Origin of the sequence: Bradyrhizobium forestalis, assembly GCF_002795245.1 — a bacterium.
Classification (GTDB): domain Bacteria; phylum Pseudomonadota; class Alphaproteobacteria; order Rhizobiales; family Xanthobacteraceae; genus Bradyrhizobium; species Bradyrhizobium forestalis.
Genome location: NZ_PGVG01000007.1, coordinates 143,674 through 168,089, shown reverse-complemented (window position 1 = coordinate 168,089; position 24,416 = coordinate 143,674). Strand labels below are relative to the sequence as shown.

20 protein-coding genes are annotated in these 24,416 nt (G+C 64.5%); 13 read left to right on the top strand and 7 right to left on the bottom strand.

What is annotated here, in order from left to right; translation table 11 throughout:
• Positions 1 to 19 precede the first annotated feature (19 nt).
• Positions 20 to 181 carry a DUF2934 domain-containing protein gene (locus tag CVM73_RS11285; RefSeq protein ID WP_100232158.1) on the top strand — a complete coding sequence of 54 codons (162 nt, stop codon included), beginning with the start codon at positions 20 to 22 and terminating at the stop codon, positions 179 to 181.
• Positions 178 to 363 (top strand): hypothetical protein, encoded by a 186-nt coding sequence (locus CVM73_RS11280; protein ID WP_027576674.1) that lies wholly within the window; start codon positions 178 to 180, stop codon positions 361 to 363. Before CVM73_RS11285 ends, CVM73_RS11280 begins: the two co-directional genes overlap by 4 nt.
• A 351-nt stretch (positions 364 to 714) precedes the next feature.
• Here the strand turns inward: CVM73_RS11280 and CVM73_RS11275 are convergent, their stop codons facing one another.
• Positions 715 to 2,502 carry a peptide ABC transporter substrate-binding protein gene (locus CVM73_RS11275; RefSeq protein WP_100232072.1) on the bottom strand — a complete coding sequence of 596 codons (1,788 nt, stop codon included), beginning with the start codon at positions 2,500 to 2,502 and terminating at the stop codon, positions 715 to 717.
• A gap of 306 nt (positions 2,503 to 2,808) precedes the next feature.
• Here CVM73_RS11275 and CVM73_RS11270 point away from each other — a divergent pair, with 306 nt between their 5' ends.
• The 9 genes from CVM73_RS11270 (at position 2,809) to CVM73_RS11230 (ending at position 11,856) form a co-directional block, all read left to right on the top strand.
• Positions 2,809 to 3,603 (top strand): MetQ/NlpA family ABC transporter substrate-binding protein, encoded by a 795-nt coding sequence (locus CVM73_RS11270; RefSeq protein WP_100232157.1) that lies wholly within the window; start codon positions 2,809 to 2,811, stop codon positions 3,601 to 3,603.
• Positions 3,604 to 3,742: 139 nt separating this feature from the next.
• Positions 3,743 to 4,780, top strand: a complete 1,038-nt coding sequence (locus tag CVM73_RS11265) for a putative FMN-dependent luciferase-like monooxygenase (protein WP_100232071.1) — start codon at positions 3,743 to 3,745, stop codon at positions 4,778 to 4,780.
• A 33-nt stretch (positions 4,781 to 4,813) separates the two neighbouring features.
• The gene (locus CVM73_RS11260; RefSeq protein ID WP_167406778.1) at positions 4,814 to 5,428 is read left to right on the top strand and encodes a CMD domain protein; all 615 of its coding nucleotides are present in this window, start codon (positions 4,814 to 4,816) and stop codon (positions 5,426 to 5,428) included.
• Positions 5,425 to 6,000, top strand: a complete 576-nt coding sequence (locus CVM73_RS11255; protein ID WP_100232069.1) for an alkylhydroperoxidase domain protein — start codon at positions 5,425 to 5,427, stop codon at positions 5,998 to 6,000. Before CVM73_RS11260 ends, CVM73_RS11255 begins: the two co-directional genes overlap by 4 nt.
• Positions 6,001 to 6,059: 59 nt before the next feature.
• Positions 6,060 to 7,217, top strand: coding sequence for an ABC transporter substrate-binding protein (locus CVM73_RS11250; RefSeq protein ID WP_100232156.1), 1,158 nt, complete (start codon positions 6,060 to 6,062; stop codon positions 7,215 to 7,217).
• Positions 7,218 to 7,273: 56 nt separating this feature from the next.
• The gene (locus CVM73_RS11245) at positions 7,274 to 9,097 is read left to right on the top strand and encodes an ABC transporter permease (protein WP_100232068.1); all 1,824 of its coding nucleotides are present in this window, start codon (positions 7,274 to 7,276) and stop codon (positions 9,095 to 9,097) included.
• Positions 9,097 to 9,942, top strand: a complete 846-nt coding sequence (locus tag CVM73_RS11240) for an ABC transporter ATP-binding protein (RefSeq protein WP_167406777.1) — start codon at positions 9,097 to 9,099, stop codon at positions 9,940 to 9,942. Before CVM73_RS11245 ends, CVM73_RS11240 begins: the two co-directional genes overlap by 1 nt.
• Positions 9,939 to 10,676 carry an ABC transporter ATP-binding protein gene (locus CVM73_RS11235; protein WP_100232066.1) on the top strand — a complete coding sequence of 246 codons (738 nt, stop codon included), beginning with the start codon at positions 9,939 to 9,941 and terminating at the stop codon, positions 10,674 to 10,676. Before CVM73_RS11240 ends, CVM73_RS11235 begins: the two co-directional genes overlap by 4 nt.
• Before the next feature lie 103 nt (positions 10,677 to 10,779).
• The gene (locus CVM73_RS11230; RefSeq protein ID WP_100232065.1) at positions 10,780 to 11,856 is read left to right on the top strand and encodes a HoxN/HupN/NixA family nickel/cobalt transporter; all 1,077 of its coding nucleotides are present in this window, start codon (positions 10,780 to 10,782) and stop codon (positions 11,854 to 11,856) included.
• Positions 11,857 to 11,882: 26 nt separating this feature from the next.
• On the opposite strand, the gene CVM73_RS11225 is transcribed toward CVM73_RS11230, so the two are convergent.
• The 3 genes from CVM73_RS11225 to CVM73_RS11215 all read right to left on the bottom strand — a co-directional run bounded on the left by CVM73_RS11225 (position 11,883) and on the right by CVM73_RS11215 (position 15,872).
• Positions 11,883 to 13,397, bottom strand: a complete 1,515-nt coding sequence (locus CVM73_RS11225; protein ID WP_100232064.1) for a helicase HerA domain-containing protein — start codon at positions 13,395 to 13,397, stop codon at positions 11,883 to 11,885.
• 103 nt (positions 13,398 to 13,500) lie between these two features.
• On the bottom strand, positions 13,501 to 14,319 hold the full coding sequence (locus CVM73_RS11220) for a YkgJ family cysteine cluster protein (RefSeq protein WP_100232063.1): 819 nt from the start codon (positions 14,317 to 14,319) through the stop codon (positions 13,501 to 13,503).
• Between the two features lie 488 nt (positions 14,320 to 14,807).
• Positions 14,808 to 15,872 (bottom strand): ketopantoate reductase family protein, encoded by a 1,065-nt coding sequence (locus CVM73_RS11215; protein ID WP_100232062.1) that lies wholly within the window; start codon positions 15,870 to 15,872, stop codon positions 14,808 to 14,810.
• A gap of 875 nt (positions 15,873 to 16,747) precedes the next feature.
• Here CVM73_RS11215 and CVM73_RS11210 point away from each other — a divergent pair.
• On the top strand, positions 16,748 to 17,830 hold the full coding sequence (locus CVM73_RS11210; protein WP_100232061.1) for an alpha/beta hydrolase family protein: 1,083 nt from the start codon (positions 16,748 to 16,750) through the stop codon (positions 17,828 to 17,830).
• 82 nt (positions 17,831 to 17,912) lie between these two features.
• Here the strand turns inward: CVM73_RS11210 and CVM73_RS11205 are convergent, their stop codons facing one another.
• Positions 17,913 to 18,392, bottom strand: a complete 480-nt coding sequence (locus tag CVM73_RS11205) for a MarR family winged helix-turn-helix transcriptional regulator (protein WP_100232060.1) — start codon at positions 18,390 to 18,392, stop codon at positions 17,913 to 17,915.
• A 533-nt stretch (positions 18,393 to 18,925) separates the two neighbouring features.
• On the opposite strand from CVM73_RS11205, the gene CVM73_RS11200 reads away from it, so the two are divergent.
• Positions 18,926 to 20,470, top strand: a complete 1,545-nt coding sequence (locus CVM73_RS11200) for a porin (protein WP_100232059.1) — start codon at positions 18,926 to 18,928, stop codon at positions 20,468 to 20,470.
• Positions 20,471 to 21,602: 1,132 nt separating this feature from the next.
• Here the strand turns inward: CVM73_RS11200 and CVM73_RS11190 are convergent.
• Positions 21,603 to 22,238: a MarR family winged helix-turn-helix transcriptional regulator gene (locus tag CVM73_RS11190; protein ID WP_100232058.1), complete on the bottom strand. Its 636-nt coding sequence runs from the start codon at positions 22,236 to 22,238 to the stop codon at positions 21,603 to 21,605.
• 825 nt (positions 22,239 to 23,063) lie between these two features.
• Entirely contained in the window at positions 23,064 to 24,389 is a 1,326-nt protein-coding gene (gene fliI / locus CVM73_RS11185; protein ID WP_100232057.1) for a flagellar protein export ATPase FliI, read from the bottom strand.
• Positions 24,390 to 24,416 lie beyond the last annotated feature (27 nt).

Here is a 24,416-nt window from a genome sequence, read left to right as displayed (position 1 = left end):
TCCCACGCAGGAGGTGCAATTGTCCGAGCCGACCGAGCAAGCCATCCGAGAACGCGCGCACCGATTGTGGGAGCAAGCCGGCGAACCCGAAGGCCGCGAAGAGGAGTTTTGGCGCGCGGCCGAGCAGGAGCTGCGCAACGAGGACAAGTCGAGCACGATGCGGACGCCGGATACGCTGTGACCGACAAGACCTGCCCGTTCTGCCAGGGTCTCGGATGGGTCTGCGAAAACCATCCGCTCCGGGTCTGGAGCGAGAAGCTGGGCGGCTGCCGCTGCGGCGAGGGCATGCCCTGCGCTTGCAACACGGCCGAAGACCCCGAAATCAGAGTGGTGATCGTCGAAGCGGACACGACGTGGCACTAGAGGCACCGACTCGAAGTGGTGGTGCGTGGGATGGGTAGAGCCCTTGCGAAACCCATCATGCGTCAGCGTTCGGGATATATTGATGGGTTTCGCTTCGCTCACCCATCCTTGCGAGTCTGCAAAAAGAGAAGAAGCCGCCGGGTTCTTCACCCTGGCGGCGTCGCAAAGTCCGTAGCTGTTGATCGTCTTCCCAGCCTTGTGCGTACCGCCGTTACCTTGTTTGCGGCCATGCCCGATCTTTGTAGGGGAGGGGGCGTTATTCTGCTGTGATCTGGAGCACACAGTGGAAGGGATTCCATGCGCGATGCGTTTGCAGCTTGTCCGGATATGAGAGTTCTCGCCGAGCTCCCGTCAGCTCCGATACCACGCCGCCAGATTCCACGTGATGGTGTCCCAGCCCGAGATGTCGATCATCAGGTTGTTGGCGCCGGCATTGACGATGTGGCGCGAGAGCAGCGGCAGGAACACGTGGGCCTCGCAGAAGATCTCGTCGACCTTCATCAGCAGCGCGGCGCGCTTGACGGGATCGAGCTCGTTCTGCGCGGCCTTGTAGGCCTTGTCGGCTTCGGGATCAGAATAGCGCGAATTGTTGCGGCCCAGCCATTTGTTGTCCTTGGTGGCGATCTCCCAGGAGACGCACTGGTTCAGCAGGCGCTCCGGATCGGGCTGCGGCTGCGTCGTGTTGTACATCTCCATGTCGGCGTAGAATTTCGAATAGGTGTCGGGGTTGCCGACGTCGGAGGAGAAGAACACCGAGGCCGTGACCGCCTTGATCTCGATCTCGATGCCGGCCTTCTGGCAGGCCTGCTTGATGATGGCCTGGGTCTTCTGCCGCGGGGCGTTGGTCGAGGTCTGGAACACGTATTTGAGCTTCTTGCCGTCCTTCTCGCGGATGCCGTCCGCGCCCCTGGTCCAGCCGGCCTCGTCGAGGATCTTGTTGGCCTTGTCGATGTCGAACGCGTATTTCAGCCTCGGGGACTTGAACTGCTTGGGCGCGTTGACGAAGCTCGCGGTGGCGATGGCGCCGCGGCCGTAGATGAACTTCTGGATCGAATCGCGGTCGATCAGGAGATTGAGCGCGCGGCGAACGGCGGGATCGGACAGCGTCGGGTGCTTGGTCTTGACGCTCGAGCGCTCGCCGTCGACCTCGGTCCAGGGGTCCGTCGTGTTGAGGATGATGAACTCGACATTGCCTGACGGCGTGATGTCGAGCTTGCCCTTGCCGCCTGCCTCCATGCGTTTGAGGACCTCCTCCTCCACCTGCATGTTCCAGGCAAAGTCGTATTCGCCGGTCTGCAGCACGGCGCGCGCCGCAGACACCGCGTCGCCGCCGCCCTTGATTTCGAGCAGGTCGAAATGCGGCTGGTTCTTGATGTGGTAGTCGGGATTGCGCTCGGCGCGGATCATGTCGCCCGGCTTGAACTCGACGAATTTATATGGGCCGGTGCCGACCGGCTTCAGATTCCCCGGCGCTTCGCGCGACTTGGCCCCGACATAGTCGCCGAAATGATGCTTTGGCAGGATCATCCCGACCGAGCCGACGAACGGATCGGCCCAGAACGGCGTCGGCGCCCGGAAGATCACCTTGACGGCGTGGTCGTCGAGCTTCTCGACCTTGATATCCTTGTAGGAGCCCGTGGTGTAGGCCGCGGTGGCAAGGTCGGCGGCATACTGCCAGGTGAAGACGACGTCGTCGGCGGTGAAGGGCTTGCCGTCATGCCATGTCACGCCCCGCTTCAGCTTCCAGATCACGCTCATGCCGTCGGCCGCAAGGCCGCCGTTCGCCTTGGTCGGAGCCTCGGCGGCCAGGCAGGGGATGAGATTGCCCTCCTTGTCCCAGCCGGCGAGCGGCTCGAAGAAGACGCGCGATGCGATCTGATCCTTGGTGCCGAGGGCGAAATGCGGATTGAGCAGGGTGGGCGCCTGCCAGAGCAGGATCTTGAGCGTGCCGCCGCCGCCGGCCTTGGTCGGCTTGTACGGCAGCGTGGCGTCCGCCATCGCCACGTCGTGCCAGACCAGGATTTGGCTCGCGATCGGTGCGGCGATCCCGATCGCGGCAACCTTCTGGATGAACGAGCGTCGCGACAACGTGCCTTGCTTCACCTCCGCGACCAGATTGCGGATTTCGTTCTCGTTCATCAGATGACCTCCACCTCGCGAAGAAACGTCGTCACTGGCTGCGTGCACTCTAACTCAGCACGCCGGGCGTGGTGGAGTCAAAGAGGGGAGCCCGGATCTTCGGCGCTCCGAGACCGGTGCGCGGGGGCTGCGCCGCTTTGCCGCGATGCCGTCACGCTCGTCGTGCAGGTTGCCGCCTCTTCGCAATCGTTTCCCGTTTGAGGCCGATTGGAGAAGGGCTGCCCGCGATGGCCGGCCAATATGGATTTCCATTTCATTGATTTCGCAGCGCAGAAAAGGGAATACGGTTCCGTTACCGCAGATTCCATGGAGACCAAGATGTCGTTTCGCCTTCCCCTGATTCTCTCCGCCGTGCTGGCCGCGTGGTCGGCCGGAGCTTCAGCCGAGACCATCAAGATCGGCGTGACGCCAGGCCCGCATGCGCAGATCCTCGAAGCGGTGAAGCCGATCGCGGCGAAGAATGGGCTCGACATCCAGCTGCTCGAGTTCTCCGATTACGTGGTGCCGAACGCCGCGCTCGATGCCGGCGAGATCCAGGCCAATTCGTTCCAGAACCAGCCTTATCTGGACAACCAGAAGGCCGATCGCGGCTACAAGATCGAGGCGGTCGGCCTGACCGTGAACTTCCCGATCGGCGTCTATTCGAAGAAGCACAAGGCCTTCGCCGACATCCCCGAGGGCGGCAAGGTCTCGATCCCGAACGACCCGACCAATGGCGGCCGCGTGCTGCTGCTGCTGCGCGACAAGGGCGTGATCAAGCTGAAGGACGGGGTCGGGTTCAAGCCGACCGTGCTCGACATCACCGAGAACCCCAAGAAGCTGAAATTCATCGAGGTCGACGCGGCGCAGGCGCCGCGCGCGCTCGACGACGTCGACGCGGCCGCGATCAACACCAATTATGCAACCCAGGCCGGCCTCGATCCGGTCAAGGATCCGATCCTGCGCGAGGATCCGAAGGGGCCCTATGTCAACCTGATCGCGGTGCGCACGGCCGACAAGGACAAGCCCTGGGTCAAGATTCTCGTGGACAGCTATCACACGCCCGAGGTCAAGGAGTTCGTCCTGACCAAGTTCAAGGGCGCGGTGCTGCCGAGCTGGTAGGCAGTTTGCCTGCGTAAAGTCCATGTAAGGACGATCCGGCGGGCAGCCTTGCGTATGAGCCTTGCGCAATGTCCGCTTGTCTGGAGCTGCGGCAACCGACATCATCGGGCCGTGGCCATTCTCGCCCGACAGGGGTCGTATGAAACGCTTTGCAAACCTGAAACGCCTGGGATTCTTCACGCGGCTCCTCGACGAGGCCCCGGCCGCCGAGCGATATCGCTTCGCCGCCGAGCAGATCGTTCGCGCCGAGCAGGCGGGGCTCGATTCCGCATGGATCGCGCAGCATCATTTCCACGAGCGCGAGGGCGGCCTGCCGTCGCCCTTCACCTTCCTGGGTTACGTCGCAGCGCAGACCTCGCGCATCCGCCTCGGCACCGGCATCGTGACGCTGCCGCTGGAGAACGCGGTGAGGGTGGCGGAGGATGCCGCGGTGCTCGATCTCCTCTGCAACGGCCGCTTCGAGCTCGGCGTCGGCACCGGCGGCAACCCGTCCGCCTTTGCCGCCTTCGGCCTCGACAGCGCCCAGCGCAACGAGATCTTTGCGCGCAATCTGGCGGTCGTCCGTGCGGCGTTGACCGGCAAGCCGCTCGATGGCGGCGACACGCTCTATCCGCAGCGGCCGCAATTGGACAAGCGCATCTGGCAGGCGACATTCTCCGTCGCCGGCGGCGCCCGGGCCGGCAAGGCCGGCGACGGCCTCCTGCTCTCGCGCGCCCAGCCGCGCTATAAGGACGCGCCGAAGGCGACGCTGGCCGAGATCCAGAATCCGATCATCGACGCCTATCTCGCAGCGCTGCCGCCGGGCTGCGAGCCGCGCATCATGGCCTCGCGCAGCGTCTTCGTCGCCGACGACCATCGTGAGGCGATGCGCCTCGCCGACATCGGACTGCGCCGCGCGCTGCCGCAGTTCCTCAAGGGCGGCCACGCCAAGCCGGGCGAAACGCTGGAAGAGATGATCACCGCGTTCGACACCCATGTCGGCGCCGCCGACGAAGTGATCGCCTCGCTCCGCACCGACGCCACGCTGGAGCGGGTGACCGATCTCGTGTTCCAGGTGCATTCGGTCGATGCGCCGCATCCCTATGTCCTGCGCTCGATCGAGCTGGCCGCCGAGAAGGTGGCCCCGGCGCTGGGCTGGATCAGGACAGCCGCACCCGACGTGGCGCTGGCGGGCTAGCCGCGACTTTACGGAATTGGATGAGGCTGACTGATGAGTACGAACGATATCATCGACACGCTCGCCGGGATCGAGCCGGGATCGGCGCTGGACGCCATCCGCGCGCGCCGCTTGCAGGCGCGCGAGAACGCGCAGAAGAGCTATCTCTCGCTGTTCGAGCCGATCGACGCCGGCGATTTTTCGCTGGCCGAACGCGCCGCGGTCGCGGCCTTCGTGACCGGGCTCCACGGCGAGTCCCCCGTCGCCGCCTTCTATCGCGAGAAGCTTGCCGCGAACGTGGATGGCGCGCCTTTGCTCGAAGCGATCAAGGCCGAGATCGAGCGCGGCAAGACGTCGGGCCCATACGGCGCCTTTCCGGCCGGTCCGTTATCGGTCGAGGACAAGGCCGGGCTGATCTACCGCGTCAGTGCCGAGCGCAAGCCCGGGCTCGGCAACCGGCTGGTCGCGGCGCTCGAGCATGCGCATCTGCTGGTGTTCCGCCCGCGCGATGCCGCATCCGCCGACATGAAGACGCTGCTGGCCGCAGGCTGGTCGACCGCCGGCATCGTCACGTTCTCTCAGCTCGTTGCGTTCCTGTCGTTTCAGGTGCGCGTCGTCAGCGGCTTGCGCATGCTCGCAGCGGCAAGCGCGTCGGAGGCCCAATCATGAGCACCGTCAATCCGCCCGTCGTCTTCACCCAGGATGAGCTCGGCTGGGTCTCGTGGATCGATCCGCTGCCCGAGGCCGAGCTGACCGAGCGCCATTACGCCGGTCTCGTCGACCGCGCCCGTGCCAAGTCGGACTATTTCCGCCTGCTGGTGCGCGACCCTGAGGTCCTCGAAGCCCGCACCAAGACCGACAAGGACATCTTCTACAACGTGGCCGACGGCCTGCCCCGCGCCGAGCGCGAGCTCGCAGCGGCTGCGACCTCGCGCTACAACGGCTGCATCTATTGCGCCTCCGTGCATGCGCGTTTCGCCAGCACTTATTCCAAGCGCCGCGACGACGTGCAGCGCCTGCTGGATGAGGGCGTTGGTGCCGATCTCGGCGAACGCTGGAACGCGGTGGTCAAGGCCTCGGTGGCATTGGCCGAAACGCCGATCGCGTTCGGTCCTGACAATATCGCGGAGCTGCGCCGCGTCGGTCTCGACGATGCCGAGATCGTCGACGTCATCAACGGCGCCTCGTTCTTCAACTGGGCGAACCGGCTGATGCTGTCGCTCGGCGAGCCCTCGAAATAGGCAATCTCACCGGCACAAGAATTGCTGCTTGTTTCAACATTGAGTGGATGGAGCCGTGCATGAGCAACATTGATCGCCGTACCCTGGTCAGGGGCTCTCTCGCCGCCATGGTGGCCGGAGCAGCCTTCTCGCGCGCCGCGCTGGCGCAGTCCTCCGAGCCGATCCTGCTCGGCGTCAGCGGTCCCCTCACGGGCCCGAATGCGCAATATGGCGCTCAGTGGAAACAGGGTTTTGACCTCGCGCTCGACGAGATTCACGCCGCCGGCGGCATCAATGGCCGCAAGCTTGCCTACCAGTTCGAGGACAGCCAGAGCGATCCGCGCCAGTCGGTGGCGATCGCCCAGAAATTCGTCTCCGATCCCCGCATCGTCCTGGAGCTCGGCGATTTCTCGAGTCCCGCCTCGATGGCGGCCTCCCCGATCTATCAGCGCGGCGGCCTTGTGCAGTTCGGCTTCACCAACTCACATCCCGATTTCACCAAGGGCGGCGACTTCATGTGGAGCACGTCCGTGAGCCAGGCCGACGAGCAGCCGCTGCTAGCGTCCTATGCCGTGAGGCGGCTCGGCCTGAAGAAGCTTGCGGTGCTGCACCTCAACACCGATTGGGGCCGCACCAGCCGCGATCATTTCGTCAAGGCGGCCAAGGACTACGGCGCGGAGATCGCGGTCACCGAGGGCTACATCGCGGAGGAGCGCGACTTCCGCTCCACGCTCGTGCGCGTGCGCGACGCCAATCCCGACGGGCTGATCCTGATCTCCTATTATTCGGACGGCGCATTGATCGCGCGCCAGGCCCGCCAGGTCGGTCTGAAACAGACGATCTGCGCGGCAAGCTCGGTGTACTCGCCGAAATTCCTCGAGCTCGGCGGCGAGGCGGTCGAGGACGTCCATCTCGGCACGCGTTATTTCCCCCAGGATCCCAGACCCGAGGTCAAGAAATTCATCGCTGGCTTCAAGGCCAAGTACAACGGTCAGGAGCCCGACGCCTTCAACGCCTATTCCTATGATGCGATGAACATGGCGGCCTCCGTCGTCAAGATCGGCGGCACCGACCGCCGCGCCATCCGCGACGCCTTCGCCAAGGTGAAGGACGTCTCCAGCGTCATCTTCGGCCAGGCGACGTTCGACGTCGAGAGCCGCCGCGTCAAGGGCGCGATGAACGCCGAGCTCGTCGTGCGCAAGGGCCAGTTCGCGCTCTGGGACGGCAAGCCGACCTGACCTGATGGCCGGAGCGGTCGCTCCGGCCGCTCTTCTCTCGACGCGGGGATCATCGTTTGTCTTCCTGGCTCGACTACACGATCAACGGGCTGATCGTCGGCAATGTCTATGCCCTCGTTGCGGTCGGGCTCGCGCTGATCTTCGGCGTCAGCCGGCTGATCAACTTCGCGCAAGGCTCGATCTATCTGGTCGGTGCCTATATCGGCTGGGTCGCGGTGGTGCAGCTGCATACGCCGCTGCCGCTCACCATCATCGTGGTGGCGGCGACAGCGGCGGTGGTCGGCTTGATCCTCGAGCGGTTCGGGCTGCGCCCGCTGCAGAACTCGGTGCGCATCGCGCCGCTGCTCGCGACCATCGGCATCAGCTTCGTGCTCGATCAGCTGGTGATGCTGACCTTCTCGCCCAACCCGCGCGCGCTGCCGAGCCAGCTGCCGGACATTCGCTTCCAGCTCGGCGGCGGCACGATCGGCCCGCTTGATCTGCTCATCGCCGGGGTCGGGATCACCAGCGCGCTGCTGCTGTTCGTGTTCCTACGCTACAGCAAGCTCGGCTGGGCGGTTCGCGCCGCCTCACAGGACCGCGATGCCGCGATGCAGATGGGCGTCGACGTCAACCGGGTCAATCAGGCGGTGTTCGGCATTGCGGCCGCGCTCGGCGGCGTCTCCGGCATGCTGGTGGGCATGTACTACAATCAGATCGACACCGCGATGAGCCTTCAGGCGACGCTCAAGGGCGTCGTCGCGGAAGTGGTCGGTGGCGCCGGCAATGTACCCGGTGCCGTCATCGGCAGCCTGCTGCTGGGATTGGTGGAGAGCTACGGCGTCGCCGTGTTCGGCACCAGCTATCGCAACCTGTTCGCGTTCCTGCTGCTGGTCGTCGTGCTCGTGCTGCGGCCGAACGGCCTGTTCGCCAGCGCGCGGCAGGCGCCGCCCGAGCCGCTCACCGGCACTTTCATTGCGCCAAGCCGCCCCGTCCGCATTCCGCGCTGGGCTCTTGCGGTCGCGGCTGCGGCATTTGCGATCCTGCCGCTGTTCCCGGTGTCCTTCTACGTGCTCCAGACCCTGATCAATGCCTGGCTGCTCGGCATGCTCGCGCTCAGCCTGACGCTGGTTGCAGGCACGATCGGCCAGGTCTCGCTCGGCCATGCCGCGCTGCTCGCGATCGGCGCCTATACCTCTGCGCTGCTGTCGCTGGCGCTCTCCGTCCCTGTCGGCCTCGCTGTCATCGGCGGCGGCCTGATGAGCGCTGCGCTCGGCACGCTCCTGATCTCGCCCTCCTTCCGCCTGCGCGGTCACTATGTCTCGATCGCCACCCTCGCCATTGGCGAGATCGTCTCGCTGGTGATCCTGAACTGGGAGAGCGTCACCCGCGGCCCGATCGGCATCTCCGGCATCCCGCCGCTATCGCTGTTCGGCTATGACCTGATCAGCCCGACGTCGATCTACTGGTTCAGCCTTGTGGTGATGGTCGCGCTCGCGCTGCTGCAGGGGCGGCTGCTCACTTCGCATCTCGGGCGCAGTTTCCGCGCCATCCGCGACGACGATATCGCCGCACGCGCCTATGGTCTCAGCCTGAACCGTTACAAATCGCTCGCCTTCATCTTCGGCGGCTTCGCCGCCGGCGTCAGCGGCGGCATCGCCGCGCATCTCTACTCCTACATCAACCACGAGACCTTCAACACGCAGCAATCCATCCTGGCGCTGACAGTCGTCATCCTCGGCGGCCTCGGCAACGTGGTCGGCGCCATCGTCGGATCCGTGGCGCTGGTGGGCTTGCCCGAGGTCTTCCGGATCGCGGCGGAGTATCGCATCCTGATCTACGGCGTCGTGCTGCTGCTGCTGGTGCGGTTCAGGCCGCAGGGCCTGCTGGGGACGATCTGATGGGAGAGCAGCACAATCCCATGCTGTCCCTGCGCGGGCTGACGCGCCGCTTCGGCGGCCTCACCGCGGTCGATGCCATCGACCTCGACCTCGCCAGGGGCGAGCTGATCAGCATCATCGGGCCGAATGGCGCCGGCAAGACGACGCTGTTCAATCTCGTGACCGGGCTCGATCGGCCCGACGCCGGCACTGTCCGTTTCGGAAGTCAGGACATCACTGGCTTCTCGCCGGAACGGCTCGCGGCCGAAGGCATCGCGCGCACCTTCCAGCTCGGCCGCGTGTTCGGCAATCTCAGCGTCATGGACAATGTCCTGATCGGCGCCCACACGCGCTTGCGCGCCGTGAAGCCGGCGGTGCCGGTGATTGGCCCGCTGCTGGAATTGGGCTTGGCACTGCTTCGTCCCTCGAGCGTCAAGGCGGAAGAGGAGCGGCTGCGCGAGGAGGTGAAGGCCATCCTCGCGCGCTTCGGCGAGCGGCTGCTGCCGCGCATCGACCAGCCTGCGTATAGCCTGTCCTACGCCAACCGCCGCCGCGTCGAGATCGCGCGTGCACTCGCGCTGAAGCCGCGCCTCTTGCTGCTCGACGAGCCGACCGCCGGCATGAACCCGACCGAGACCGCGGAAATGCAGGCGCTCGTCGCCGAGCTGAAAACCGAAGGACTGACCATCCTCCTGATCGAGCACAAGCTGGAAATGGTGATGCGCCTGTCCGACCGCGTCATCGTCATGGACGAAGGCAAGAAGATCGCGGAAGGGCCGGGCGAAGAGGTGCGTGGTGATCCCAAGGTGATCGAGGCCTATCTCGGCCACGGGCTATCAGGGGCGACGGAGGAGAGCGCGGCATGACGAGCGCACCCGAACCGCTGCTGGCGCTATCCAACGTCAACACTTTCTACGGCCAGGCCCAGGTGCATTTCGACCTGTCGATCACGGTCGCGCGCGGCCACATCGCGTGCCTGCTCGGCGGCAATGCCAGCGGCAAGTCGACGACGATGAAGATCATCTTGGGTCTCGTAAAGCCGCGTTCGGGCGAGGTGACGTTTGACGGAGCCTCGCTGATCGGGCTCTCCACGCCGCAGATCGTCCGTCGCGGCATCGCCTCGGTGCCGGAGGCGCGGCGGCTGTTCGCCGACATGAGCGTGCGCGAAAACATCCTGATGGGTGCCTTCGTGCGCAACGACCGCGATGCTGTCGCGCAGGACCTCGACAGGATGCTGACGCTGTTTCCGAAGCTTGGCCAGCGGCTGTCGCAGCGCGCCGGGTCCTTGTCCGGTGGCGAGCAGCAGATGGTGGCGATGGCGCGCGCACTGATGAGCCGGCCCCGCATGATCGTGATGGATGAGCCGACCATGGGCCTGTCACCGCTCTATGTCGATCGCGTGCTGGAGCTGATCCGCACCATCAACCAGGAGGGCGTCTCGGTGTTCATGGTCGAGCAGAACGCCAGCCTCGCGCTCGAGATCGCGCATGAAGCCTACGTGCTCCAGACCGGCAGGATCGTGCTCTCAGGCCCGGCGCGGACTCTGAAGGACGATCCTCGCGTCCGCGACGCCTATTTGGGTGGGTCCGAGGCGGCGTAGGTTTGCGGAAGACTTGTTTGGGTGGTCTGGAATTGCACTGGTCAGTATGACCATCCTGTGAAAATATCATACCGGTGGCGCGACGGGGCGTGCAGCGGACGGAATGGTTGTCGTGACGAGATGGTCTTTGCGGGCGGTCGAGCCCGGGGTGACGTTGCTGTTCGGCGGGCTCATCGCCGCCAATGTTGCCGCGTGGGCCTGGGCCTTCGCGCTGTTTGGCGACCGGCCGACGGTGATGGCGACGGCGCTGCTGGCCTGGGTGTTCGGTCTGCGTCACGCCGTCGATGCCGACCACATCGCCGCGATCGACAATGTCGTGCGCAAGCTGATGCAGGCGGGCGGCGCGCCGCGCAGCGTCGGCCTCTATTTCGCGCTCGGTCATTCCACCGTGGTCGTGGTTGCAACCATGCTGCTGGCGCTCGGTGTGGTCAGCCTTGGCGGCGACAGCCTGCTCAAGGAGATCGGCGGCTTCATCGGCACATCGGTGTCGGCACTGTTCCTGCTGGTGATCGCGGCCATCAATCTCGCCATCTTTGCCGGCCTGTGGCGGACGTTTCGTGCGGCGCGGGAGCAGGGCGTTCACGACGCTGCGCAGCTTGACGCACTGCTTGCCAGCCGCGGCGTCCTGGCGCGGCTGCTCGGCCCGATGTTCCGCCTGGTGACGAAGCCGTGGCATATGTATCCGCTTGGATTCCTGTTCGGGCTTGGCTTCGACACCGCAACGGAGATCGGCCTGCTCAGCATCTCCGCCAGCGAAGCCGCGCGCGGCGCCTCGCTCGCCGATGTCCTGGTCTTTCCCGCGCTATTTGCGTCAGGCATGGCGCTGGTCGACACCGCCGATTCCGCGCTGATGGTCAGCGCCTATCGCTGGGCCTTCGTCGATCCCCTGCGCAAGCTTTGGTACAATCTCACGATCACGGGCGCCTCGGTCGCGGTGGCGCTGTTCATCGGCGGCGTCGAGGCGTTCGGCCTGATCGCGGATCGGCTCGGCCTCTCCGGCGGCATGTGGGCGGTGGTCGACGGCCTCAACGAGTCGCTGGCCAATGTCGGCTTCGTCGTGATCGCGCTGTTCGCGCTGGCTTGGCTCGTCTCGGTCCTGCTCTATCGCCGCATGTTTGCGGACGAGGCGCGTCGTTCGCCCGATGCGGCCCGCGGTTTCGGTGCGACCGAGGCGGCGTGAGGATGAGGCGCCTCTGAATCGAGAGCTCAGCGCGAAGCCGCGCTCGCTACCTGCTCCATCGGCACATCATCGCCATTGGGATCGCCCGGCGCCGTGGCCCAGGCCAGCTCCACCAGCGTCACGATCCGGCGTCCGCCGCCGTCGAGCTGACAGACGATCAGGCCCTGCTCCTCCATATAGCTGAGCAGCCGCTGCGCGCGGCGCAGCGAATGCGAGCCGTAGGCGCGGGCGATCGCGGCATCGCCTGGGCACGGCCAGCCTTCTTTCGCCGCGCGCGCGATCATCATGAACACGCCCTGCATGTCGTCGGGCAGGATCGAGGCGCGCAGCGAGACGTCCTGCCAGGCGTCGTCGTCGGCGAGATCGGTGCCGAGCCCGGCGCGCGCATGCGTCAGCATGCGGCGGAATTCGTTGAGGTCAGGCACCGCAGAGCCAAGACCTTCGATTCGGCAGCGGACCACGAATTCCTGATAGAGCACGCCGATGGCGCGGAAGCCGGCGTCGGGCTCGGCCAGCACGGCGCGCAACGTGCGGTCGACACGTTCGCGCCGCTCCGCGAGTTCCTCGGCGCTGACCGGCACCTCGACCACCTCGGGCCGGATCTCCGGCACGGCGGCGGCTTTCGCCGCCCGCAGCTGCTCCAGCAGATCCGGCGCCGGCCGGCGCTGCGGCCTGCTGGCATCCGGCGGCGGCGCCGCCAGGATTACGGCGCGCGCATCCTCCAGCGTCGCCTCCGGCAGCGGCATCAGCCGCGGCGTCGAATTGCGCGGGCTCGTGTCGGTCGGCCCGATGTTCAGACGCAGCGGACGGCGCGACAGCGCAGGTCCCAGCGCCATGAACTGGCCGCGCTCGAGATCGCGAAAGGCTTCCGCCTGTCGCCGCTCCATGCCGAGCAGGTCGGCGGCGCGCGCCATGTCGATGTCGAGGAAGGTGCGGCCCATCAGGAAGTTGGAGGCTTCCGCCGCGACGTTCTTGGCGAGCTTCGCCAGCCGCTGGGTCGCGATGATGCCGGCAAGCCCGCGCTTGCGGCCGCGGCACATCAGATTGGTCATCGCGCCGAGCGACAGCTTGCGCGCCTCGTCCGAGACTTCGCCCGCCACCGCCGGCGCGAACAGCTGCGCTTCGTCGACGACGACGAGCATCGGATACCAATGGTCGCGGTCGACGTCGAACAGGCCGCCGAGGAACGCCGCGGCGCGGCGCATCTGGTTCTCGGCATCGAGACCTTCGAGATTGAGCACGGTGGAGACGCGATGCAGCCGCGCGCGCTCGCCGGCGACCTGAAGGCCGCGCTCGGTGTGGTCCTCGGCCTCGATCACCAGATGGCCGAAGCGCTCGGCCAGCGTGACGAAGTCGCCTTCGGGGTCGATGATGGCCTGCTGCACCCAGGGCGCGCTCTGCTCCAGCAGCCGCCGCAACAAATGCGATTTGCCGGAGCCCGAATTGCCCTGCACCAGGAGGCGGGTCGCCAGCAGTTCCTCGAGGTCCATGGCGGCCGCGGCGCCTGCCGTGGTCTGCCCCATCTCGATCGCAACCGTCATGTCCCCGACTCAAGCCCTTCCATTCGCGGACAGGGGCTTACCAATCCGGCCGGGGCGCGTCGAGCGCTCCAGCGCGGATCAGGCGGCGTTGCCCACGACGCGTTCAGGCGTGATTCGATTGCCGTAGAAGTGCAGGCCGATAGGGGGCTTGCGGATCGTCGTCCTCGCTCTCCGGAATAGCGCAGGAGCCGAATTCCTGCCTTATGCGCTCAATCTCGGCGATTCGTTCGTGCAACCGCTGCAGATGCTCCTGCGACGTCGCCTTCCAGAATCGGAAAGTGTCGGCCGTGAGCGGCACGAACGCGGTGCCGAACGGCGTCGGCTCGGGAACGACGGTGCGTCCAAGCAGCAGGAAGCGCTCAGTGCCGGAGACGACGAGGGTGGCATAGCCCCGGTTTCCGATCCGCCTGATGCCGTTCAGCGACCATTCGGCGAGCTTGCTGAAATACGGCTCGTCGCGCCAGCGCTCCGGGCAATCGTCGTCGACGGTGACATTGACGGCGTCCTGGCTGAAATGCACCACGAGGCCGGCCTTGTCGGGGAACCAGTCGTCATCGAGATGGCCCTGCAGCCAGGCGCAAGTGAACGATCGGCACATTTGCGGGCGGCGGTCGTAAATTGTGCATCCAGTCCCTTTCTGCCAATGCCGGCAGAGCTGGTTCACCGGCTTGTCGACGGCGGTCACTTCGAGGATATCGCAGCAGGCGTTGCACGAGCCGCACTGCCGGGCGGGACGCGCGGCCTTCGGCAGGCCGGTCGCGCGAAAGCCCTGGCCGTCACGGATCAGCAGCTTCTGCTTCTCCAGCGCGGTCAACGCACGTTCGATCTTGAGGCGGGATAGTCCGGTGGCGTCGATCACGCCTTTCATCGTCGTCGCGCCTGCCTCGACTGCGCGGACGACGCTCAGCATCGCCTGGTCCATTCTTGTTGTTCTTGGTTCTCTCGGCCGTGCAATTGCGATCGCGCCGGACAACAGACCGGCAAACAGGTCTCAGAAACCTGATTTGGAAAGATATGGTGCTCATCTCCTTGTGGCTGGGCAAGAAGCCGAGCCCGTCGCGCGCGCATGCAACGTTTGCGCGAATGAAGGGCCTACATGTGAAGAAGCTCATTTCGCGCCGGAATCGGCTCGCTTTGCCCGCGAAGCGCCGGGATATGACGAGCGGCATGCGGTCGTCTCACGCAGTCGTGATATCAGTGCTGCGCGATGTGAGTGCGACCCGATCGCGTGGCCAATGAAGGTGCAACGACCATCGTTGAATTTGCGCCACACTGGGAACGGTGCCGCGCCGAACCAGGTGCGCGGCGATGCAGAGAGGCGATCCCACGCCGCGGCACGGAATGACGCAGATCAAGATCCGTGAGCGCGAGACCCGCTATCCAACCGTATGACTTTTCTGATCCGGCGCGCTACTGCGCGCCGGATCCGCCCTGCACGATCTTCTCGTTCAGCTTCTGGTCCACGGTGTCGACGGTGCGGTCGATCTCGGCGTTGGGCACGCCGAGCTGATGCGAGATCAGCTTCACCAGGAGGTCGACGCGCTCGATGAAGGGCGCGCCGCTCGCGACCGCGCGCGCGGCCGAGGACGGCTTGAGCAGGCTCTCGGCGGCCTTGGCATATTTCGCGAACGGCACCTGGTCCTGTGGATCGGCGCCGAGTCGGCGGGCGATCGCGTCGACATGGTCGTAGATCGTCTGCGAGCGCTTGAGATCGCCATGCACGGCGTCGCGGATCGACTGCGGCTCATTGGGCGTGATGCAGCGGTAATTGCCGGTGAGCAGCATCGACCATTTCGCCAGCGGCACGAACAACGAGTCGAACACTTTCAGCTTGACCGGCACGTCGTGGCCGTCGAGCGTCACCGCGTCGATGTCGGCCTCTAGCTCGCGCAGCAGCTTGTTGTGCTTCTCGTCGGCAAAGACCGATGCCTTGAAGTTGGTGGGAAGGCCGACGTGAAGCACGTTGGCGGCCTCTTCCGGCGGACGGAATGCCTGCGGATCGGGCGAGCACAGCGTCACCAGCCCCGGCTCGAACCGCTCCCACACCTGCGCATTGGTATAGGCCTCCTCGAGATCCATGTCCGCGAGCGCCGGAATCCGCTTCAGATAGGGCAGCGGCGGCATGTTCATGATCGAAAGGCACGGCAGCTTCGCCGCGGCAATCTTGACCATGAGAACGCGCACCGTGTGATTGGTGTATTGCGGCTCCTGCATCGCAAGGCCGACCAGATCGTAACGGGAAAGATCGACATTGGCGGGCGTCACCGCATCGAGCTTGCCGGGCAGGTCGCGCGAGAAGATGGCGCGGTGCGCCGCCTCGTCACGCAACTTGATGCGCACCTCGGTACCGTCGCGATTGATCAGCTCTGCGGTCTTGGCGCGGCAGACCAGGGTCACGTTGTGCCCCGCCATCAGCAGCTTTGTGCCCAGCAGCGAGCCGTAAGAAGCTCCGAGAATCAATATGTTGCGCGCCATGCTCCGTCCCTTTGACAATTTGTGTGATTTTTGCGCCCCGGCCGTCATCCGCGGGCGAGTTGCCGGCATGTAAAGCGAACTGCGCAGGGATGGCAACTGGGATAATGCATACAAGGCAATGCCAGGTGCCCCCCCCGGCCGGGGGCAAAAAGGCTCGGGTTCTTGTTCGTTCGAGGATATCGAGCTTTTCGGATTGGGATTTTCAGGGTGTCTCGGCTCATTCCAGCTCACCGCAGGCGCGACCGTTGTTGTCACACGTCGCGCACGGATCAGCGACATCGTGTCGGGTCTTGGCGGTTTTCCTGCCACCTCGGCACTCGGCATTGATGCGGTGGCAATGCGCCGCATCCTTCACCATATCGTGCTTTCACAATCGCGGCCTACACAGGCATGTCTCTTCTGTCGGCACGAAGTATTTTTGTCTTGCTGATCGCAACAAGAAACGACGAAGCCCGCATCGCAAGAACTGGCAGGGTGCGCGGCGATAAACTGTCTATCAGCGAGGAGCTGGGACGTGACGATTGGGGTGAGCCGGCCTGGACTTTGTGTCCGAGCCCGCTCGTTTGGAATTCAGGCTGCGTCGCGCTGTAACTTCGCTGCGCAAGGCGAAGACAGAACGATCAGCGAGCCGGGTCTCATTGCAGCAAAGCATGGACCGAACACCGGGTATCGGCCCGCTTCGCCGCGTGGCGCCGAGATGGCGGCGAAAGGAATGACCGAGGCGGGCAGCATCGCCAGTCGCAGGCGCAAAGGACGCGATCAGGCGCGCCTGCGATCGCATCGAGCAGGCGTGCACGGCGCTGCGCAGGACGCGAAGCCGGCAGATCTGGACGCAAGTCCGGGCAACCGTTGACGGCGCCGTTCGGGGGACTGACATGGAAGGTGATCATTGGCCTCACCGCTCGTGCGACGGCGCCGGTCGAAATCTGGCACGTTTGCGGGATCGCGCATCGCAATTCTTCGAAAGCCTGTCCGTCGCAGAGCTTGCGCGTGAGAGGCACCGGCATCTGTGGATTTCAGATTGGTTGAGGGTCGCAGACGACTATCGGACATTGGCCGAATCTGCGCGCGAAACGCGTTCCTCCCCGATTGCCGGGGAAGCGTGGCTATGTTCGTTGACGGCCCTTGAAGTGGTCAGAAGTCTGTCTTGTCCGGGAGATGCCGAAAGTGCTGACCTCGCAGACGAGGTCAGCACCAGCCTGAGAGGTCTCGAGACGGAGGCTGGTCTGGCGATCGAGCGCGTCAAGATCGACTGCTTCGACCAAGGGGCGCTGGCTGGCTTCTTTCTGCCGGCGTTCCGTCGCGAATCTGCCGCGCCGGCGGTGATCTGCGTCGGTGACGAGGACGCCACTTTGGGCTCGATGATGAGCAGGCTGTTGCCAGCCTCGCTCTGCGGGGCCATGTCGCTGCTGCTCATTGACGCCGGCAATTCAACTGTTCATCGCTCCTTCAAGCCGGAGCACAGGCTTCAGTTCTGGTTGGACTATCTGGAAGCTCGCCCCGATGTCGACGCGCGGCGGATCGCGATCTATGGCGAAGGGGCGGGCGCCTGTCATGCCTCCCGCCTTGCCCTTTCGGACCGCAGGATCGCTGCCGCCGTGTGCGACGGCGGGCTAGCAATGCCGGTCATGCGTCAGGCTGCACTTCGCTGGATGACCGGCTTCGAGCAGGCCGTCCCTGATGCGGCCTCGCGGGAGGCGTTGCTGCCACAGCGTCGCGTCCCGTGCCCGCTGCTCATGGTCGTCGGGAGCCGCTCCATGATGTGGGAGCAGGATGCCCTCGAGCTGCAGGCCGACTATCGGCAGATTGGAGCTGATTGCACGGTCGTGGTGCCCAACAACGTCCCGCACCCGCTCGGCGAGGTCGAGAATTTCATCGCGGTTGACGACTTCATTTTCGAGTGGCTCGACAGCAAGCTTGGAACTGCCCGTCAGCTTGATCCCGTGACCCGCCTCTAGCTTGGCCTGCGGGCACCGGAGGACCTGGCGCGACGACCACAGCGCCGGCTCGGGCGCTCATTGTACGCCCGGCATCAGCGGATCAGGACGCGTCGATAGCCAGCAATCGCGCAGCCAGCCGGGCGTTCTTGGCGATGGTTGCGAGCGAGGCGTTCAATTCCGCCAACGCCTTCTCGTCGAAATCGTTGAACATCGTCGAATTCAAGGCAAGCTTTCTCTTCGACAATTTTTCGATCTCCGTCGTCGCCTTCGTCGTGAGCGACATCAGGACGAAGCGGGCATCGTCCGCAGCGGGTCGCCGCGACAGTAGGCCGCCCTTTTCGAGGGTCTTGGTCTGGTTGGTCACGAAGGCCGGGTGGACCCTCAGCTTGTTGGCGATGTCGATGCCGGCGACGCCGCGCCCCTCGTCCAGTTCGGTGATCGCCATCAGGATCAGCCATTGCGGCTGGGTAATGCCCAGCAGTCCGGCCCAGCTGGTGTGAATGTCCTCCAACTGAGCGTGAATTTCGACGACGTTCCAGATGAAGTCCGTAATCGCCCTGTCGAGTCTCTTCTCGATCATGTGGCCCCCCGTTTTGGCTTTGACCGTCTTCTTATTGTTTCTTGAATCAGTCTTTTACCGGGATCTCGGGAGGACGTCTCGGATATCGCGCAAGGATCACGGCACCAGACACAGCATTGCGGAAACAGCCGGTTCATTTGGTACTTGCAAAAAGCAATTAATTAAATTACGTCTCGTCGTACTCAGAGTTTGCTGCTCTTGACCATTGCAACAGGCAGCGATGTGAGACCTCCAAGAAAGCCCTCGGGATGCCCCCTGAGGGTTTTTTCTTTTATGACAATTGCTTGTCAGCTCGTTCGGATCGCCTGTTGCTCTCGGGCAACATCCCGCGCCGAACTTTAGATTCACTAAATCAATAAATTGAGGCCATTGTTTTTATAAACTATATGTGAGGCTACGACGGAGGGGGGGCACCTCACTGTCGTTTCAGTCCGGACCTTCAGTGCGGACCTGAATTGAACGGAAATTAAAGCGGGTAAAGCGGCGTCCGCCGAGGAGCCGAGCCCCCTGAACCGACCTGGAGGTTTTAACTAATGAAGTTGACGAAGACGCTCTTTCTCGGCTCGGCAGCCGGCCTGATGGCCGTCTCCGGCGCGTTCGCAGCCGATCTTCCCGTGAAGGCCAAGGCGGTCGAATACGTGAAGATCTGCTCGCTGTACGGCGCCGGTTTCTACTACATCCCGGGCACCGACACCTGCATCAAGCTGGGTGGTTATCTGCGCGCTGAAGTCGCGTTCAACACCAACAGCAACTACGGCATCTCGAACGGCGCTCCCGCCGGTGCGCACAACCGCCTGAGCAACTACTACCAGATGCGCGCTCGTGAAGATCTCAACATCGACACGCGCACCGCCACCGAATACGGCGTCGTCCGCACCTACTTCGACGCGGTCTTCACCTGGACCACTGGTGGCTACGTCGGCACGGGCTCCGCTACGGGCACGACTGGTTACACGGCCACGACGGCTGGCACCACCACCATCAACTCGACGGACGGTGGTACCTCGGGCGGCTCGCTCGGCGTCTACTACGCCTTCATCCAGTTCGCCGGCTTCACCATGGGTAAGGCCGTGTCGCAGTTCGACGCGCCTTGGACCAACTATCCCGGCAACAACATCGACAGCCTCGTCGGCGGCAGCGGCACGGTCACTGGCGTGAACCAGTTCACCTACACCGCTGACTTTGGTCAGGGCATCACGGCGTCGTTCTCGGCGGAAGACGCGACTGCCTATTATCAGGCAGGCAATCTGAACCTGACGGGCGCCACGGTTGCTGGCATCGCTGGCGGTTCGTACGGCTCCAACGCCATCGGCGGCTCGCGTTCGCCGAACCTCGTTGCTCAGGTTCGCGTCGACCAGGCCTGGGGCCTGTTCCAGGCGTCGGTTGCCGCGCATGACAACCACGTTGCCTACTACGGCGCGACCGAGACCACTGGCCACCCCGACGACAAGTGGGGTTGGGCGGTTCAGCTCGCTCTGTCGATCAAGAACATCCCGACCGGTGCGGGTGACGTGATCAACATCCAGGGCGTCTACACCGACGGTGCGACCCGCTACAACTTCCAGAACCTGGCGGGCAGCTCCTACGCGATGTACGGCAGCACGGGTAACCCGCTTGCTTACCAGAGCATCGGTTTCGCCAATGCTCCGGACACGGTGTTCGTGACCGGCGGCGCGCAGGAAAGCGTCAAGACGTGGGGCTTCCGTGGCGCCTACACCCACAACTGGGATCCCTACTGGAACACGGCGCTCTACGGTGCTTATGCAGCGGCCCAGTTTGGTTCGCTGGCCAAGAACGCCATCTGCGGCGGCGGCGGCTTCGTCGGTGTCATGGCGGTGGCCGGGGTTACCAGCTGTAATCCCGACTTCAATATCGGCCAGGTCGGTGTCATCACCCGCTGGACTCCCGTCAAGAATCTGACCTTCTCGGCGGATTTCAACTGGACCCGTCTGGATCAGAAGTATGCCGGCACTGCCGTCATCACTCCGGCTGCCAACACTGCCAAGCCGACCGCAGCGTATGAGCTCAAGGATCAGGACTCGTTCACCCTGCTCCTCCGCGCTCAGCGCAACTGGTAAGACCTGTCGAAGCATTTCGACCAGCACCCGGCGGGAAACCGCCGGGTGTTTTTTTGTGCATTCTGCGTGATATCCGCCGGCCCCGTAGCCCGCATGGAGCGAAAGCGTAATCCGGGGCTACAGGTCTCGCCCTGTGTCGCCCTCTGTCAACCCGCTCGCATAAAAATATTCCGCTTTACCGAAATTCGGAAATGGCGTATGTGTCGCCCATCCCGGCTCATTCTTGAGGGGCGATCATGAGGTCGTCATTGTCGCGAGCCGGGCTTGCGGTGGACGCGGCAGCGTCGTGTGCGAGATGTCAAGGGCAGGGCGGATTGCTCTCCGTGAGCCCAAAGGCTTCGTGCGGACGAGCGGCGCTGTCAGGTTCGTCTCGTTTGTAAGTTTCTGGCTTTGTCGACAGGGTCGGGAAAACTGCGGCGAAATGGCGGGCCGTGCGTACGGCAAAACCGTGTGGTCCTGGCCGTCGTTGCTACGGTCAAGCTCTAGCGGATGCGGCATCTGCGTCAACCGGCGCGGGTGCCGGTGAATTTCGTGAGGGCGAGGGAGGCCAGAAGGAACTCGGCTCCCGGGAGAGCACGGCATAAGCCGTCCGACCATCGCGCAGGGAAGGCCGAGTGATGGCCACACCTGTATGCCGCTGTGCGGTTCTTCCTGCGTGTGCTCTAGCGCAGCGGACCGCGGGTGCAAGGTCCGCACCCGGTCTTCCCTGCGCCCTCTTGGGCTTAGAGGGTGGAGCGACGAAGCAAAGCTCGGGCGAAACAAGCCGCGAGGCTGAATATGCATGTCTGCGGCCACACATTCGCTGTCATCGCCCGGCTTGACCGGGCGATCCAGTACTCCGAGATGTTTGTGATTGAATCGAGAGGCCGCGGCGTACTGGATTCCCCGCCCCAGTGCGCGATTGCGCACAAGGCGGAGAATGACAGTGATACTTGGGGAACGCGCCGTCGCCTCACACTCCGTCATTGCGAGCGAGCGTCTCACTCCGCTCTCGTGCCCCGGACGCAGCGCAGCGTCCCTTCGACGGTGCGCTGCAGAGCCGGGGCCCATCTATCCGCACCGTGCCGTGTTGCCCTGGGTCCCGGCTCTGCGCCGCAACGCTTCACGCGTTGCAGCTTGTCCGGCGCGCGTCTCAGCCCTGGCTCGCCACGCGCGCGCGGTCGAGATGCTGCTCGATCTTGGGGCGGTCACGCGTGCGCTCGAAACTGGTGCAGAGCAGCTCGGTCTCCTCGAGCGAGATCGGAGCACGATAGAGCCGGCACATGAATTCGGCGGTTCCACGTCCCTTGGAGGTAGCCGGGCCGCGCTCCGCGAGAAACATGCAGTCCCGGCAGATGCTGGCATCGAGCCGCTGATGGGCCGCGTCGAGATGATTGAGGATCTCGCGGAGAGAGTCGCGCAGCCTGACACACTCGTCGGTCCCGAGCGCCGTGACCGCATTCACCACGTGGTTGATCGGGTCGTGCTGATTCAGGCATTTCTCGCCCTGAGCGGTGACGTGCAGGACGACGGAACGCTTGTCCTCATGCGACGGCTTTCGCACCAGAAAGGACTTGCTCTCCAGAGTCTTCACGATCTGCGATGCAGTCGCGCGGGTGGCGCCGATGAAGCCGGCCAGCGCGGACGGGGTGCGCGAAAACCTGTTGGCGCGGCCGAGAAAGCGCAGCGCCATCCACTCCCGATCGCGCAATCCATGCTGATTGCCTTCGAAATACCAAGCCCTCGCCGCCTGAACCAGCAGCTCGACGGCTTCTCGCGCCAATGGCATGAATCTACCTCGTCCCCGGAACTTCGTCTGCGGCGTCCCGAAGCCGCTTTGCGCCTTGAGTGTCCGACCAGCATGTCGTGTCGAACTCTCGTTCAAAGGCACGGACCGCAACGCGCCGAACCTTGGCCGAGGCGCGTCGCATCGTCCGGAGCGAGAGGCTGCGTCGCCGATGGCATGCCAACAGCGTCGTCGTCGCGCGGGAGCCCGGGTTGCCGTCGCCAGCAGACGGTGGATCGGAGTAGTTCAACCGAAGCCCCCAAAGTTCAAGTCACAAGCAGACGTTTCTTCTATTCCACGGAAACGATGAATGAGCTTCTCAACAAAATCAAGTAGAGACCCTCGCGGAGACTGGATGTCGTTGCAAGCGAATGTAACGTTCAAGGCAATCTCGCTGTTCGGGACACATGATGGTGAACGCAATACGCTGCCTGACGGGCAGCATGCGCTCTACTGTACGAAGGTTTGATTGCACGGCACGTTGTTGTCCGTCGCTGACGCAAATTGATCGAAGCTTGTGCACGACGATCATGTTTGCCGGCAGGTCATCCACAACTTGTGCGTACTGCCGGAGAAGCGCCGGGGGAACTCGCAGGAATTGCACGCGTCGGTTGTCGTTGCCGTGTCCGCGGAATCGTCCGCTCGATCGCTTGCGCCGCGGCCGCGCATTGCGCTCACCCGAACGGTGGATGGGAATCACGACGGAAATCGGTGACGGATGTACGCCCGCATGCGCTGGAGGCGTGGCGACATGCGCAATCTGCTGTCGAAAACCACGAGCAGGGCGGGCGGCAGGCGGCGCTCGCGCCGTCTCACCCTCTCCGCCTGCTATTCGCCCTTGAGCATGTCCCGGAGCTCGCGGAACGGATCGGCGCTCGGCGGGGCCGAAGCACCTTGTCGCATCGCGCTGTAGATTCTCGGAACCATCTCGACCGCCTGGTCGAGGCCCGAATCACGCCCCGACTGATATCCGCCCATCAGGCGAAGGTCGCGCGTGTCCTCGTATTTCGCGATCATGGCGCGCAGCTTGCTCACCAATTCGCGCTCCTCGGGGTCCCAGACGTTATGGGCGAGGCGGGAGACCGAGGCCAGAACGTCGACGGCCGGATAGCGCGCCTGGTCGGCGATGTGCCTGGAGAGCACGATGTGCCCATCGAGTGTGCTGCGAATCGTGTCCGCGATCGGCTCGTTGTGATCGTCGCCGTCGACCAGCACGGAGAAGATGCCGGTAATCGTGCCGGATCCTTCCTCGCCGGGCCCGGCGCGCTCCAGCAGGCGCGGCAGATCGGTGAAGACCGTCGGCGCGTAGCCGCGCGCGACCGCGGGCTCGCCTGCGGCGAGCGCGACCTCGCGAGCGGCATGGGCGAACCGAGTGATCGAATCGACCATCAGCAAGACCGAATCGCCGCGGTCACGGAAATATTCGGCGACCGCCATGGCCGTCTTCGGCGCCAGCCGCCGCATCATCGGGCTTTCGTCGCCCGTCGACACGATGGTGACCGCGCGGTGACGGTCGGTGCCCAGCACGTCCTCGATGAACTCGCGCACCTCGCGGCCGCGCTCGCCGACCAGAGCCAGCACGACGGTGTCGAAACCCTGGCTGCGGGCGAGCATCGCGAGCAGCGTCGATTTGCCGACGCCGGATCCGGCAAAGATGCCGACACGCTGGCCGGCGCAGATCGGCGCGAACAAGTCGATGACGCGCACGCCGGTGCGCAGCGGCTTGTGCACGCGGGCGCGCTTCATGGCCGACGGCGCTTCCGCCTCCGCCGAGACCGCCTGGGATCCCTGGGTAAGGGGCCCCTGTCCGTCCAGCGGCGCGCCGAGGGCGTTGATGACGCGGCCCTTCCAGCTCGGATCGGGTGCGAAGGACAGAGGTGGCATCCGGTAGGCGACCGAGCCGAGCCCGCCGGCAAATTGCCGGTCGAACGGCTTGGCAACGATGCCGTCGCTATCGATCCGCACCACCTCGCCGATCTGGCGCTTGCCGGCCGAATTGACGCCGATGAGCTCGCCGAGCCTGACGAAGCGCGACAGGCCGGAGACGCGGAAATGCGTCGGCGCGATCTCGGAGATCGCGCCGCTGACGCTTGCCAGGGGAGTGCTCTGCTGAAGCTCCAGCAGCGCCCACTCGAGTTGCCGAAGAGCGTTCAAGGAAACCGTCCAACCTCAATCCTAGTG